Consider the following 14,196-nt stretch of genomic DNA (forward strand, 5'->3'; position numbering starts at 1 on the left):
TTCCTCACAGGTCCAGCGACTTGGCGATGATCGACTTCATGACCTCCGAGGTCCCGCTGAAGATGCGCGTGACCCGGGCGTCGGCGTACAGGCGGGCGATGGGGTGCTCGGTGATGTAGCCGTAGCCGCCGTGCAATTGCAGGCACGCGTCGACCACCCGGTGCTGCATCTCGGTGGTGAACAGCTTGACCTTGGCCGCGTGCGCTCCGGTCAGCTCGCCGCGCGAGTGTGCCTCCAGCGCCTGGTCGAGCAGGGCCTGCCCGGCGGCGACGTCGGTCTCGCACTCGGCCAGGGTGAACTTGGTGTTCTGGAACCCCGACAGCGGCCGCCCGAAGACCTCCCGCTCACGCGCGTACGCGGTGGCCAGCTGCACCGCCCGCACCGCCGAGGCCTGCGCGGACACCGCGATCGTCAACCGTTCCTGCGCCAGGTTGTTGGCGAGGTACTCGAACGCGCGGCCCTCCTCGCCCAGCAGGTCCGCGGCCGGAACACGCACGTCGGTGAAGGACAGCTCGACGGTGTCCTGCGCCTTCAGCCCGATCTTGTCGAGCGTGCGGCCCACCTCGAACCCGGGGGAGGAGGTGTCGACCACGAGGATGCTCAGCCCGGAACGCCGGTCGCCCCCGCCCGGTTTCGACGTGCGGCACACGACGAGGATCCGGTCGGCGTTGCGGCCGCCGGTGATGAAGGTCTTCGCGCCGTTGAGCACGTAGTGGTCGCCCTCGCGCACCGCGGTCGTGGCGATCCCGGCCAGGTCGGAACCGGTACCGGGCTCGGTCATCGCGATCGCCAGGAACAGCTCGCCCGCGGCCACCGCCGGGAGCCACCGCTCGCGCTGGGCCGTGTCGGCGTAGGAGAGCAGGTAGGGCAGGGCGATCTCCGAGTGCACCCGCAGCGACCCCAGGCTGCAGTCGGCGAGCGCGGACTCCTCGATGAAGACCGCGTTGAACCGGAAGTCGTCGGTGCCCGGGCCGCCGTACTCCTCCGGGACCTGCAGGTTGACCAGGCCCAGCTCGGCGGCCTTGCGGTAGGCACCCTTGTCGGGGACCCCGCGCCGTTCCCATTCGGCGAAGTGCGGGACGACCTCCTTGTGCAGGAACCTGCGTGCGGTCTCCCGGAAGGCCTGGTGGTCCTCGTCGAAGATGCTCCTGTGCATGTGGGTCTCCTCCGGTGTCGAGGGCGGGGCGAGAGTGCGGGGGCGAAGGGGGCGTCAGATGAGCCCGGCCTGGCGGGGCAGGGCGAGCACGATCTCGGGGAAGACGATGATGAGCGCGATGACGGCGGCGTCGGCGAGGAGGAAGACCGACGCGCCCCGGAACGCGTCGCCCACCCGTTTGCCCGGCACCGCGCCCGAGGCGATGAAGCAGTTCATGCCCACCGGGGGCGTCACGAGGCCGACCTCGACCATCTTGATCGCGACGATGCCGAACCACACCGGCTCGTAACCCAGCGCCAGCACGACCGGCATCACCACCGGCAGGGTCAGCACGAGCACCTCGATCTGGCTGAGGAAGCACCCGAGCACGAGGAACATCGCCACGAGCATCAGCACGATCACCAGCGGAGGCAGGTCCAGGCCGAGCATGAACGCGCCGAACGCCCGCGTCACACCCGTCACCGTCAGGAAGTAACCGATGAAGGCCGCGGCGATCACGAGCATGAGGATCATGACGGTGGTCCGGATCGTGGCGTCCACCGAGGCCGACAGGGCGCTCCGGGAGAACCGCTGTGGGCGTTCGTGCTCGTTCTTGCGGTTGAGCGCGCTTATGCCCAACCACACCAGCAGCGTGGCGACCGCGCCCAGGCCGGCCGCCTCGGTCGCGGTGGTGAGCCCGCCGTAGATCGACCCGACCACGACGACCACGATGACCAGGAACGGCCACACGGGCCCCAGGGCCCGGCGCTTCTCCGTCCACGAGTAGCGCACCGGGTCGCCCTGCGGCAGGTCCTGCGGCCGGATCCGGGTCCAGCAGAAGATGACCACGCCGTAGGCCACCGCGGTCATCAGCCCGGGGACCACACCCGCCATGAAGAGCGCGCCGACCGACGTCTCCGTCAGCACCCCGAACAGGATCAGCCCGATGCTGGGCGGGATCATCACCGCCAGGGTCCCGGCCGAGGCGACAACTCCCAGTACCAGGCGGTCGTTGTAGCCGCGGGACGACATCTGGGGCACGGCCAGCCGCGAGACGGCACCCGTGGCGCCGATGCTCGAGCCCGACAGCGCGCCCATCATTGAGCCCGCCAGCACCACCGCGTACGCCAGCCCGCCGCGGATGCCCGAGACCGCCCGCTCGGCGAAGACGAAGAGGCGGGCGATGATGCCGCTGCGGGTCGCGAACTCCGCCATGAGCAGGAACAACGGGATCGTCGTCAAGGTGTACGACGCCGCAGTGCGGTACGGGGTGGTCTCCAGATAACCGATCGTGGGCTCGAGGTTCAGGAAGATCAGCAGCCCGACGACGCTGGTGACGCCGAGCGCCCACGCGATCTCGACCCCGTACGCGAGGAGGACGAAGAAGACGGCGACGGGGAGCGCGATCAACAGGAACGTGGTCACGGGTTTCCACCTTCGTTCCGGGCAGAGGGGGGTGAGGGGGAGGCCGGGGCGGGCGGAACGTCAGCCGGGGTGGGCCTCCTCGGCCGCGGCGTGTTCGGCCGGGCGCAGGAGGAAACGCACGAGGACCGCCGCCGCGACCAGCGTCGAGACCGCGACCATGCCGTAGGCGATGCTCGGGTGCAGCGACCACGCCTGGCCGGAGGGTTCGTCGAAGCGGCGGACGGCCGTGACCGCGTTGGCCAGGCCGATCGGTACCAGGAAGAGGACCCCGCACACCCAGCCCACGATCCGGAAGGCCAGGCGGAACCGGGGCGGCCTGTTCTGCACGAACGACGTCACACGGATGTGGCCCTGTACGGCCGTCGTGTACACCAGCCCGAAGAAGACGATCGCGGGCATACCGAGCTCGGTGAGGAACGTGACCACCCAGCCCGGCGAGGAGCCGGTGATGATCCGGGCGACGGCGTTGCCGGCCATGATGAACATCGTCGACAGCAGCGCCAGGGCGGCCAGCGGTTGGAACACTCGGTACGTCAAGAAGTCGAACACGGGCATCCCGCCTTCCTTTCCGGCGATTCCACCAGCGGCGTGCGCGGGGTGACAAAGACGGGGAACCGAAGGCGCCTATAGCCCGCGCCTATGCCGTGAGTCACATGAAGGCGGCCCCGGACGGTGGTCCGGGGCCGCGCTCGAGGGGGGATGGGGGTCAGGCAGCGGGCTCCTCACCGTGGGGGCAGGAGTCGCGGTAGTCGGAGAAGTCCGTGCCGATACCGGTGTCCGGCGCGGGGCACAGGAACTGCTCGTAGCGCACGTCGTCGTCCACGAACCGCTTCAGCCACGAGATGCTGTACTTGGCGATCGCGTCGTCGGGCGTGTTCGGGGCGAAGTGGCTCGCGCCGCGCAGCTCCAGGTAGGTGGTGTCGAGGTCCTCGTCGAGGCTCTCGTACTGCGGGATCGCGTGCGACCGGGTGGAGGCGATGGTGTCGTTCTCCGCGCCGATGATCATGGTGGGGACCTCGACGCTCGACCAGTCGTTGCTGGTGTGCCACGGCGTCAGCGGGATCGCCGCACGCAGCTCGGGGCGGTCGTCGGCCGCGGCGAGGGTTCCGCCGCCGCCCATGGAGTGGCCCATGACGGCGAGCCGGTCGCCGTCGACCACGTCGGTCACACCGCTGTCCTCGACCATGTGGTCCAGGGCGGCCTCCAACTGCCGTCCCCGGCTGTTGGGTTGGTCGTAACGGGTGTTGGTGTCGATGGTCATGACCACGAAACCCTGGGACGCGAGACGCTCGCCGTACCAGGACATCGTGGACTCGCCGGCGGTGTAACCGGGTGAGATGACCACACCGCCGAAAGTGCCCTCGCTGTCGTCGGTGGGGTAGTAGATGGTGCCGCCGCCGAAGCCGTCCACGAGGGACGACACGTTCTCGGTGTCGGTGTCGAAGGGCCCGGTCGGCGCGGTGACGCTCTCCTCGGTGGGGTCCGGGCCGCGCTCGTTCGGGTTCTCGGCGTGCACGGGGGAGAGCACACCGAGGGCGGTGGCGGCGGCGACGCCGGCGACGACGGCGGTGCGGGCCGCCATGCGGGCGGCGCGTGCGGGGCGCGGGGGTTCGGGGGACGCCGACGGGGGCCGGGGGATCGTTCTTGGCACGGGTTGTCCTTTTGCAGCGGGGGTCCGGGCGGTGACTGCGTGTCACGTCCCGGCTGATGTCGTCCCACTATGGGGTCGCCCCCGGGGCCGCGCATCGGTTGAACCACCAGTCCCCGAGAGCGCCGTGACCACGGGAAACAGGGGAACCACGGGGCCTGCGGAGACTGCCGTGATTGTGGTGGTTCGTGGGGTTCCGGTGTTTTCTGTGGACGGCGCCGGGGCAGGGCCGTGACCGACAGGCACCACGTCTTTCGGGGGTCGAGCGACATGCCCGGAGCACAGGAACTGCCCGCGACGCTGCAACGCTCGCCGGTCAAGGCACAGCGCACCTGGATCGAGGCGCACGACAACGCCGTCGAGGAGTACGGGGAGGGCGAGCGCGCCCACCGTGTCGCCTTCGCCGCGGTCAAGCACAAGTTCGAGAAACAGGGCGACCGGTGGGTTCCCAAACAGCGCAAGGGACCCTCGGACGCACAGGCCGAGAACCCGAGCGCCGGCAAGCGCCGCGGCCCCGACCGCCCCACCGCGGGCGGTGTCGACGCCAACGCCACCAAGGGGCACCTGTACGAGCGGGCGCGCGAGCTCGGTATCGAGGGCCGCTCCACGATGCGCAAGGACGAGCTGGTCGAAGCCCTGCGCAAGGAGAGCGACCGGCAGACCTCCGCCTCGGGCCGCCGGCGCCGCTCCTGAACCCCGAACCGCGCCCCGATCCGGCCCCGGTATGCCCGGGTCCCTAGGAGGACTGATGTCGCAGACCGTCGCCAACCACCTGCTGCGCCGCCTGGCCGACTGGGGGGTCACCGATATCCACGGGTATCCGGGCGACAGCGTCAACGGGCTCGTCGCCGAGCTCGGGAAGATGAAGGGCGGCCCACGGTTCGTCCAGAGCCGCCACGAGGAGATGTCGGCCTTCGCCGCGGTCGGCCAGGCCAAGTTCGGCGGCGGTGTCGGCGTGTGCATGGCCACCGGCGGACCGGGCGCGATCCACCTGCTCAACGGGCTCTACGACGCCAAGCTCGACCACGTTCCGGTCGTCGCGGTCCTGGGCCAGGCCACCCGGAGCGCGGTCGGCGGCAGTTACATGCAGGAGATCGACCTGCACAGCCTGTTCAAGGACGTCGCCGGCGCCTACCTCGCGACGGTGTCCGTGCCCGAGCAGCTGCCCAACGTCCTGGACCGCGCCGTGCGCACCGCGTTGTCCGAACGAGCCCCCACCGCCGTCATCGTGCCCGCCGACGTCCAGGAGGCCGACTACTCCCCGCCCACACACGACTTCCTCCAGGTCCCCTCCAGCAAGCCGGCCGCCGGGCCGACCGAGCCGAGCACCGTCCTGCCGCCCGAGGGCGAGCTCGACCGCGCCGCCGAGGCCGTCGACGCGGGTGACAAGGTCGCGCTACTCATCGGGCAGGGTGCGCGCGGTGCCGAGGAAGAGGTTCGGGCCTTCGCCGACGCCACCGGGGCGGGCGTGGCCAAGGCGCTCCTGGGCAAGGACGTGCTCGACGACACCCTGCCCTACGTCACCGGAGCCATCGGACTGCTCGGGACCCGCCCGTCGTGGGAGCTCATGCGCGACTGCGACACCCTGGTGATCGTCGGGTCGAACATGCCCTACACCCAGTTCCTGCCGCCCTTCGGCCGCAAGGCGGTGCAGATCGACCTCGAGCCGGGCCGTATCGGCCTGCGTTACCCGACCGAGGTCAACCTGGTCGGCGACGCCGCGGCCACCCTGAGCGCCCTCACCGACCGGCTCACCCGCGACGGGACGAGCGGCGGCCGACAGGGCTGGCGCGAGACGGTCGAATCGAACGTGGAACGCTGGCGCAGGGTGCAGGCAGCGCAGGCGGAGGTCCCGGCCGACCCGATCAACCCGATGAAGGTCTTCCACGAGCTCTCGCCGCTCCTTCCCCAGAACGCCGTCGTCACCGCCGATTCCGGCTCGGCCACCAACTGGTACGCGCGCTTCGTCGACCTGCGCCCCGGCATGCGGGGGTCGCTGTCGGGCACGCTCGCGACCATGGGGTGTGCGGTCCCGTACGCGATCGGCGCGAAGTTCGCCCATCCCGACCGTCCCGTGATCGCGCTGGTGGGCGACGGCGCGATGCAGATGAACGGTCTCACCGAGCTCCTCACCGCCCAGGGCTACAGCGATCTGTGGGAGGACCCGCGCTTCGTCGTGTGCGTCCTGCACAACAACGACCTCAACCAGGTCACCTGGGAGCTGCGTGCCATGGCCGGATCGCCGAAGACCACGTTCTCGCAGGACCTCCCCGACCTGTCCTACGCCGGGTTCGCCGAATCGGTCGGAATGAAGGGCATCACCGTCGAAGACCCCGACATGGTCGGCCCGGCCTGGCGCACCGCCCTGGCCGAGGAGGGGCCGGTCGTGCTCGACGTGCACTGCGACGACGACGTGCCGCCGATCCCGCCGCAGGTGGAGTTCGACCAGGCCGTGGACACCGCGAAGTCGTTGCTGTCCGGCGACCCCGACACCCGGGGCGTGGCCGCGCGCGGCCTGGCCCTGAAACTGCGGGAGTTCCTGCCGCAGCGGGGAGGATGATCCCGGACCCTGCGGCGCTCCTCCACATAACGCGGGGCGCGGACGAGGTGGCCCGTCCGCGCCCCGTTCGTGCGCTGTCAGCTCCCCTGGATCTCACCGCCCGTGGGCGCGAGCACCTCGCCCGAGTAGAACGACGACAGCCGGTCCGCGGCGAAGAACACGTACGAGGGTGCGATCTCGTCCGGGTCGGCGGCGCGGCCCATCGGCGACTGCTTCCCGAAACCCTCCGCGCCCTTCTCGCCGAGCGTGGACGGGATCAGCGGGGTCCATACGGGGCCCGGGGCCACGCAGTTCACGCGGATGCCGCGCTCCCTGAGTACCTGTGACAGCGAGAGCGTCAGGTTCATGACCGCGGACTTGCTGGCCGCGTAGTCGATCAGCGACTTGTTGCCGCGCAGCCCGTTGATCGACCCGGTGATGATGATCGAACCCCCGTCGGGGATGTGTTCGAGCGCCTCCCTGATGGTCCAGAACACCCCCATGACGTTGACGTCGAACGTGCGGCGCAGCTGCTCGGTGCTCAGGTCGGTGAAGTCGTCCACCGGGGCCTGTGTGGCGGCGTGCTCGACCAGGATGTCGATGCCGCCGAGCTCCTCGACGGCCCTGCGAACCAGGTGGCCGCAGAAGTCCTCGTCGGCGAGGTCGCCCCGCACACCGACGGCGTTGCGGCCCTGCTCCTGCACGAGCGACACGGTGTGTTCGGCCTCGGCGTCCTCGCTCAGGTAGTTGAAGACGACGTCGGCGCCCTCCTTGGCGTAGGCGACCGCGACCGCGCGGCCGATCCCCGAATCGCCCCCGGTGATGAGAGCGCGCCGGTCCTCCAACAGGCCGCGGCCCTCGTACCCGCGCATCTCGTCGCGCGGCTGCGGATCCATCGGTTCGGTCCGCCCTGGATGGGGCTGGCTCTGTGGCGGAGGCGGTGTCTCGGACATGGGTCCTCCTCTCCTACGTGCCTCGGGGTGTCTGCCGCCCCCTACCCGGGACCGCACGCGGTGAATACACAGGTCGGGGCGGCGCAACGACGGCGTGCCGTGTCGGTGGAAAGCCTGCACAAAGTCGCGCGCGGGCGTGTTTCACGGGACACGTGTCCGGTCAGGGCGGTCAGGGAGAAGCAGGACGTGCGAACGCCCCCCGACCCACCACCGGTGGAGGAGACCATGGGCCACGACGAGCACGACGCCAAGGACCGGCAGCTCGAACACGACCGCACGGACTCGACCGAGCCCCTCACCACGGACACCGGGGTGCGGGTCGAGGACACCGACAACTCCCTGCGCGCAGGGGCCCGCGGGCCCACGCTGCTCGAGGACTTCCACGCGCGGGAGAAGATCACCCACTTCGACCACGAACGCATCCCCGAACGGGTGGTGCACGCCCGCGGCGCGGGCGCGTACGGCCACTTCACGCCCTACGAAGGGCTCAGTGACCTGACCGCCGCGCATTTCCTCAGCAGCCCCGACGTCACCACGCCGGTCTTCGTGCGGTTCTCGACCGTGGCGGGCTCCCGGGGTTCGGCCGACACCCCGCGCGACGTGCGCGGGTTCGCGGTGAAGTTCTACACCGAGCAGGGCAACTACGACCTGGTCGGCAACAACATGCCGGTCTTCTTCATCCAGGACGGCATCAAGTTCCCCGACTTCGTGCACGCGGTCAAACCCGAACCGCACAACGAGATCCCGCAGGCGCAGTCGGCGCACGACACCCTGTGGGACTTCGTGGGACAGCAGCCCGAGACCACGCACATGATGATGTGGCTGATGTCGGACCGTGCGATCCCGCGCAGCTACCGCATGATGCAGGGTTTCGGCGTGCACACGTTCCGGTTCGTGAACGCCGACGGCAAAGGCACCTTCGTCAAGTTCCACTGGACGCCGAAGCTGGGCACCCACTCGCTGGTCTGGGACGAGGCGCAGCGAGTGCAGGGCAAGGACCCCGACTTCAACCGCCGCGACCTGTACGAGTCGATCGAGCGCGGCGACTTCCCGGAGTGGGAGCTCGGTGTGCAGCTGGTCGCCGAGGAGGACGAGCACAGCTTCGACTTCGACCTGCTCGACGCAACGAAGATCATCCCGGAGGAGCAGGTCCCGGTGCGGCCCGTGGGCAAGCTCGTCCTGGACCGCAACCCGGACAACTTCTTCGCCGAGACCGAGCAGATCGCCTTCCACACCGCGAACGTGGTGCCCGGCATCGACTTCACCAACGACCCGCTGCTCCAGGCCCGCAACTTCTCGTACCTGGACACGCAGCTCCTGCGGCTGGGCGGGTCCAACTTCCAGCAGATCCCGGTGAACCGGCCGGTCGCCCCGGTCTCCAACAATCAGCGGGACGGGTTCGCCCAGCACCGGGTCCACCGCGGACAGACGTCGTACTACCCGAACACCCTGGGCGGGGGCTGCCCGGCCCTGGCCGACGAGGGTGTGTACCGGCACTACACCGAGCGGGTGGACGGCGACAAGATCCGGGTCCGCAGCGAAAGCTTCCAGGACCACTACTCGCAGGCCACCTTGTTCTGGAACAGCCTCGCCGACTGGGAGCGCGAGCACGTCGTGGCGGCGTTCCGGTTCGAGCTCGGCAAGTGCGAGGAGCTCGCCGTGCGCCAGCAGGCCGTGGCCAACCTCAACCACGTCGACCACGGTCTCGCCGTGAGCGTGGCCGAGGGCGTGGGTGTGGCGGCACCACCCATCGAACAGACCCCGAACCACGGGCGTTCCTCACCCGCGCTCAGCCAGGCGAACACGGCCTTCGGCGACATCACCGGACGCCAAGTGGCACTGCTGGTCGCCGATGGCGTCGACGCGCCCGCGGCCGAGGCGGTCCGCAGGGCCTTCTCCGACCAGCACGCGCACGTGGAGTACCTGGCCCCGCGCGACGGGGCTTTGCACACCCGCGAGGAGGGCGTGCTCAACGCCGACCGTGCCTACACCACCGTCTCGTCGGTGCTGTACGACGCCGTGGCCGTGATCGGCGGGCCGGAGTCGGCGCAGGCGCTCGCGGAGGACGGCACGGCGCGGCACTTCGTGCTGGAGGCCTACAAGCACCACAAACCGGTCCTCCTGGTCGCCGACGGCCGGAGCATCGTCGACGGGACCCCGTTGGCCGACCGGCTCCCGGCGTCCTTCGGCAGCACCACCACGCCGGAGGGTGTGACCGTGGCGCCGGCTCTGGACGAGGAGAGCGTCATGGCCTTCCTGCGGCAGGTCGGCCTGCACCGGCACTGGGAGCGGGAGACCGGATCGATCCCCGCCTGAGTGAAGGAGTGACATGAAGGTCGGATTCAAGCTGTTCGCCGAGGGGTTCGGACCGCGCGAGATCGTCGAACAGGCCGTGCGGGCCGAACGCGCCGGCTTCGACTTCGTCGAGGTCAGCGACCACTACCACCCCTGGCTGTTCAGCCACGGGCACTCCGGGTACGTGTGGTCGATGCTCGCCGCGATGGCCGAACGCACCGAGAACATCGGACTGGCCACCGGTGTGACCTGCCCGATCATCCGGCAGCACCCGGCGATCGTCGCGCAGGCCGCAGCGACCACCGCGCTGCTGTCGGACGGGCGGTTCACGCTCGGCCTCGGGTCGGGTGAACGCCTCAACGAGCACGTCGTCGGCATGCCGTGGCCGAACGCCACGGTGCGCCACGAGATGCTCCGCGAGGCCATCGAGATCATCCGGCTGCTCTGGAACGGCGGTTACCACTCCTACGAGGGCAAGCACCTCGACCTGGAGGACGCGCGCGTCTTCGACCTGCCCGAACGCTCGCCCGACATCGTCGTGGCGGCCGGGGGAGAGCGTGCGGCGAGCCTGGCCGCGGACCTGGGGGACGGCCTGTTCGCCACCGAACCCGACCCCGGCCTGGTCGGGACCTACCGCGAGTCGGGCGGCCGCGGTCCGCGCTACGGTGAGGTCCCGCTCGCGTGGGCGGAGGACGACGCGTCCGCGCTCGCCTCGGCACGGGAGATGTTCCGGTTCGGGGTCACCGGGTGGAAGGTCCAGGCCGAGCTGCCGAACCCGGTCAACTTCGAGGCCGCCACCGCGACCGTGCGCGAGGACGACATGGCCGAGGCGTTCGGATACGGCCCCGACCCGGAACGGCACCTGGCGGCGGTGCGCGGGTTCGCCGACGCCGGTTTCGACCACCTGTGCCTGATCAACGCCGGGCCGGACCCGGAGGGGTTCTTCCGGTTCTTCGAGGAGGAACTCTCCGGGCCCGTGCGCGCCTTGGGGGACTGAGGCCCCGGGGCACGGGGGTCAGCCGCGCAGCCCGCGCCACCAACCCATGAGCTTGCCCAGCAGGTCCTCGGGCTCGTCCGGGCCCGGAACCGCGACCTCACGGGTGCGCGGTTCCGCCGCGGCCGTCTTCTGCGGTCCTCTGGGCGCGGCCGGCACGAACTGCACCGGCAGTTCGCGCAGGCCCCGCACGAACGGGGACTGGTGCCAGCGCAGCTGCTCGGGCGCGACGTCCAGCTGCAGGCCGGCCAATCGTTCGTGCAGCACCGTCACGCCGGTCGCGGCGATCATGCGCGCCAGTTCGCGGGCCGGGCAGGCGTGCGGTCCCGCCCCGAACATCAGGTGGGCGCGGCTGCCCCCGGCCACCCCGGTGTCCTTGTCCTCCTCACGCTGTACCGACGGGTCGCGGTGGGCGGGCGCGAACCCGAGCAGGACGGCGTCGCCCGAGCGGATCTGGGCGCCGCCGATCCGGATGTCCTGGAGGGCGATGCGTCCCAGCAGGGTCTGGAACGGGGTGTTGCTCCACATGACGTGGTCGAGCAGCGACTGCACCGACAGACGGGCGTCGGTGTGCGCGGTGCGGATACGAGGGTCGGTCAGCAGGGTCCACACCGTGTTGCCGATGAGGTGTGTGGTGGGCATGTGGCTGGCGTTGTTGATCAGCGCCGCCTGGTGGGCGACCTCGTTGTCGCTGAGCCCGATCGGGTGCTGCAGCATCCACGAGACGAGGTCCGGGCCCGGGCGGTTGCGCTTGCGGTTGACCAGGCCGGAGAAGTACTGGTGCATGCGCGCGACACCCTCTTCCCCCCGCTCGGCGTCCTGGTCGAAGACGATCCGGGTGATGTCTCCGAGCATGTGCCCGTAGCTGTCGGGGAGCCCGTAGAGGCTGTTGACCACCAGCACCGGCAGGTGCACGGCGTACTCGGAGACGAGGTCGGCGCGCCCGTCGGCGATGAAGGAGTCGACGAGCTCCTCGGCGATGCGGCGCACCGTGCGGTCGGTGGCGGCCATGTCGACCTTGCCGAGGGCGTCGACGATGGGCGAGCGCAACCGGGTGTGTTCGGCGCCGTCGGCGTAGAGGGCGTTGGGACGCCAGGAGAAAGTGGGGCGCGAGAGGTCCATGCGGCCCTCGACGACCTCGCGCCAGCGCCGGGTGTCACGGGTGAACAGGTGCGGGTTCTGCAGTACGGAGAGGTTCTCCTGGTAGCCCAGGAGCAGCCACACGCGCACGCCCGGTTCGATCTCGACCGGGGCGACGGGGCCGTGCTCCTGGCGCAGCTGGTCCCAGAGCGCGTCGCGCCCTGACACGGGGACGGGTTCGTGCAGCCGGGCGTACTGCGCGGGGCAGCCGTGGGCGGCGGTGTGGTCGCCGCCGGATCGGGTGGTCGTCATCGGGTGTGCGAACCCCGGGGTGTGGGCCGCTTCCCTCCCTTCGAGGAAATGGGCATCGCTGCGGTGATGGAAGGGGGAGCGGGGACCGCCGCGCCGGATCGAGTACGTGCGGGTCAGTACCATGCCGGTCGTGGAATTCTAAGAGGGAAATGGGCCTGCTTTCAATGCGGCCACGTTTATGGTGGGCCGTATTTCGGAGCCTTGATACCCGGGTGTTCCGAATTCGCCACGGAGGCGGTTTCACGTGCGGTGGCGACCGGTGTCCCGGTTGGCGGCGTAGTGTCGCACATGGGTACGACATTCTGAAAAAATGTCGTCCGGGCGGAAATCGGAGCCGATTCTGTCAGTGCCCGTCCCTAGGCTTTTCCCGTGAGCGATCGATGGAATGCCGACGACGTCGAGGCCCTGGCTCCCGACGCCCCGTCGTGGAAGGCCGCCCGCACGACCTCCCGCCCCGGCGCCTGGGAGCACGCCGGCCTCCTGCCCGGCGACGCCCTCGTGGTGTGGGGCGAGTGCCGGGGCAGCGGCAGCCGCAGTTACCGCGTGGCCGTGCACGTGGACGCCGACCAGGGGCCCGCCTGCACCTGCTCCTGCCCCAGCCGCAAGACCCCCTGCAAACACGCGCTCGGCCTGCTCGTCCGGTGGACCCGCGATGAGCTGGCCGAAGCGGACGCATCGCCCGAGTGGGCCGGACGGTGGATCGCCCGCCGCACCGCACGTCGGGCCCGCCCGGCCGCCCCCGACCCCGCCCGGGCCGAGGCCGCCCGACGCGAACGGGAGCACGCCGTCGCCGAAGGGCTCGCGGAACTGTCCCTGTGGCTGCGCGACCAGGTCGGGTCCGGGCTCTCCGAGGCACCATCCCGCGGTTACGACCACTGGGACCGGATGGCCGAACGCCTCGTCGACGCCAAGGCCGCCGGCGCCGCCGCACTCGTCTCCGGCCTGCCCGCCCTGGCCCGCCACCGCGACTGGCCCGAGCGTGTGCTCGAACGGTTCGCGCTCCTGCACCTGCTCGCCGAGGCGCACCGGGCACGCGAGCACCTGCCCGACACGCTCCGGGCCGCCGTACGCGCCCGCATCGGTGTGACCACCCGGGCCGACGAGGTGCTCGCTCACGGGGAGCGGGTCGCCGACACCTGGACCGTGCTCGCCCGCAGCCGAACCCACGACCCCGCGTCCGGGGTGTGGAGCCGCCGTGTGTGGCTGCGCGGGTGCACGCACGGACGCACCGTCGTGACCCTCGCCCACGGCCGCGACCCCGCGGAGCTCGACGGCGGACCGGAACCGGGGACCCGGGCCGAGGCGGAGCTCGCGCTCTACCCCGACGCCCACCGCGCCACCGAGGTACACACCGGGCCGTGCGCACCCGCGCCGGCGCCCCCGGGTTCCTCGGTCGCCGGTGCCCTCGACACCCATGCCGCCGGGCTCGCGCAGGACCCGTGGCTGGAGGCCTCCCTCGTGGTGCTCGCCGCGGTCGTGCCCGCCCGCCGCGAAGGGCGCTGGTACCTGGCCGACCCGGAGGGCGGTGCCCTGCCGCTGACCGATCCCGAACCGTGGCGGCTGCTGGCGGCGACCGGCGCGCACCCCGCCACGGTCGTCGGTGAGTGGTCGCCCGCCGAAGGGTTCACGCCCCTCACCGTGTGGGCCGACGGAACCCCGGCGGTCGCCCTGTGACCCCGGCCGGACGGGTCCGCGTCCGCGAGCCCGGACCCGGGTGTGTCCCCCGGCCTGCGTGTGCCGGCTCGTCCGCATGGGGCGGCGTGCGCACACGCACGTCCGTGCTCGTGGAGGGCTCGTGTGTGCCCGCATGCGGGC

At 70.8% G+C, this 14,196-nt stretch carries 11 protein-coding genes; 5 read left to right on the top strand and 6 right to left on the bottom strand.

Annotated elements, in window-relative coordinates; translation table 11 throughout:
• Positions 1 to 4: 4 nt before the first annotated feature.
• The 4 genes from IDM40_RS06115 to IDM40_RS06130 form a co-directional block, all read right to left on the bottom strand.
• Positions 5 to 1,156: an acyl-CoA dehydrogenase family protein gene (locus tag IDM40_RS06115; RefSeq protein ID WP_193120919.1), complete on the bottom strand. Its 1,152-nt coding sequence runs from the start codon at positions 1,154 to 1,156 to the stop codon at positions 5 to 7.
• 54 nt (positions 1,157 to 1,210) lie between these two features.
• A complete protein-coding gene (locus tag IDM40_RS06120) occupies positions 1,211 to 2,560 on the bottom strand; it encodes a TRAP transporter large permease (protein ID WP_193120920.1) in 1,350 nt (449 codons plus the stop codon).
• Between the two features lie 60 nt (positions 2,561 to 2,620).
• Positions 2,621 to 3,115 carry a TRAP transporter small permease gene (locus tag IDM40_RS06125; protein ID WP_193120921.1) on the bottom strand — a complete coding sequence of 165 codons (495 nt, stop codon included), beginning with the start codon at positions 3,113 to 3,115 and terminating at the stop codon, positions 2,621 to 2,623.
• A gap of 151 nt (positions 3,116 to 3,266) precedes the next feature.
• Complete coding sequence (locus IDM40_RS06130; protein ID WP_193121030.1) at positions 3,267 to 4,142, bottom strand: alpha/beta hydrolase family protein; 876 nt, start codon at positions 4,140 to 4,142, stop codon at positions 3,267 to 3,269.
• Between the two features lie 336 nt (positions 4,143 to 4,478).
• Between IDM40_RS06130 and IDM40_RS06135 the strand changes: the two genes are divergently transcribed.
• On the top strand, positions 4,479 to 4,901 hold the full coding sequence (locus tag IDM40_RS06135; RefSeq protein ID WP_193120922.1) for a ChaB family protein: 423 nt from the start codon (positions 4,479 to 4,481) through the stop codon (positions 4,899 to 4,901).
• Between the two features lie 55 nt (positions 4,902 to 4,956).
• A complete protein-coding gene (locus IDM40_RS06140; protein ID WP_193120923.1) occupies positions 4,957 to 6,768 on the top strand; it encodes a thiamine pyrophosphate-requiring protein in 1,812 nt (603 codons plus the stop codon).
• Between the two features lie 77 nt (positions 6,769 to 6,845).
• Here the strand turns inward: IDM40_RS06140 and IDM40_RS06145 are convergent, their stop codons facing one another.
• Positions 6,846 to 7,700, bottom strand: coding sequence for an SDR family oxidoreductase (locus IDM40_RS06145; RefSeq protein ID WP_193120924.1), 855 nt, complete (start codon positions 7,698 to 7,700; stop codon positions 6,846 to 6,848).
• A gap of 225 nt (positions 7,701 to 7,925) precedes the next feature.
• Here IDM40_RS06145 and IDM40_RS06150 point away from each other — a divergent pair, with 225 nt between their 5' ends.
• Together IDM40_RS06150 and IDM40_RS06155 are read left to right on the top strand one after the other, a co-directional pair.
• The gene (locus IDM40_RS06150) at positions 7,926 to 10,016 is read left to right on the top strand and encodes a catalase (RefSeq protein WP_193121031.1); all 2,091 of its coding nucleotides are present in this window, start codon (positions 7,926 to 7,928) and stop codon (positions 10,014 to 10,016) included.
• Between the two features lie 13 nt (positions 10,017 to 10,029).
• Positions 10,030 to 10,992: a TIGR03557 family F420-dependent LLM class oxidoreductase gene (locus tag IDM40_RS06155; RefSeq protein ID WP_193120925.1), complete on the top strand. Its 963-nt coding sequence runs from the start codon at positions 10,030 to 10,032 to the stop codon at positions 10,990 to 10,992.
• Between the two features lie 18 nt (positions 10,993 to 11,010).
• Here the strand turns inward: IDM40_RS06155 and IDM40_RS06160 are convergent, their stop codons facing one another.
• Positions 11,011 to 12,381 (bottom strand): cytochrome P450, encoded by a 1,371-nt coding sequence (locus IDM40_RS06160; protein WP_193120926.1) that lies wholly within the window; start codon positions 12,379 to 12,381, stop codon positions 11,011 to 11,013.
• Between the two features lie 369 nt (positions 12,382 to 12,750).
• Between IDM40_RS06160 and IDM40_RS06165 the strand changes: the two genes are divergently transcribed.
• Positions 12,751 to 14,055 carry an SWIM zinc finger family protein gene (locus IDM40_RS06165; protein ID WP_193120927.1) on the top strand — a complete coding sequence of 435 codons (1,305 nt, stop codon included), beginning with the start codon at positions 12,751 to 12,753 and terminating at the stop codon, positions 14,053 to 14,055.
• The last annotated feature ends 141 nt before the right edge of the window (positions 14,056 to 14,196 follow it).

Origin of the sequence: Nocardiopsis coralli (assembly GCF_014892575.1) — a bacterium.
In the GTDB taxonomy this organism is placed as follows: Bacteria; Actinomycetota; Actinomycetes; order Streptosporangiales; family Streptosporangiaceae; genus Nocardiopsis; species Nocardiopsis coralli.

Bases quoted from the DNA above. Each gene is read 5' to 3' on its own strand.
- IDM40_RS06115 (WP_193120919.1), bottom strand. From the start codon at position 1,156: ATGCACAGGAGCATCTTCGACGAGGACCACCAGGCCTTCCGGGAGACC.
- IDM40_RS06125 (WP_193120921.1), bottom strand. From the start codon at position 3,115: ATGCCCGTGTTCGACTTCTTGACGTACCGAGTGTTCCAACCGCTGGCC.
- IDM40_RS06130 (WP_193121030.1), bottom strand. From the start codon at position 4,142: ATGGCGGCCCGCACCGCCGTCGTCGCCGGCGTCGCCGCCGCCACCGCC.
- IDM40_RS06135 (WP_193120922.1), top strand. From the start codon at position 4,479: ATGCCCGGAGCACAGGAACTGCCCGCGACGCTGCAACGCTCGCCGGTC.
- IDM40_RS06140 (WP_193120923.1), top strand. From the start codon at position 4,957: ATGTCGCAGACCGTCGCCAACCACCTGCTGCGCCGCCTGGCCGACTGG.
- IDM40_RS06145 (WP_193120924.1), bottom strand. From the start codon at position 7,700: ATGTCCGAGACACCGCCTCCGCCACAGAGCCAGCCCCATCCAGGGCGG.
- IDM40_RS06150 (WP_193121031.1), top strand. From the start codon at position 7,926: ATGGGCCACGACGAGCACGACGCCAAGGACCGGCAGCTCGAACACGAC.
- IDM40_RS06155 (WP_193120925.1), top strand. From the start codon at position 10,030: ATGAAGGTCGGATTCAAGCTGTTCGCCGAGGGGTTCGGACCGCGCGAG.
- IDM40_RS06160 (WP_193120926.1), bottom strand. From the start codon at position 12,381: ATGACGACCACCCGATCCGGCGGCGACCACACCGCCGCCCACGGCTGC.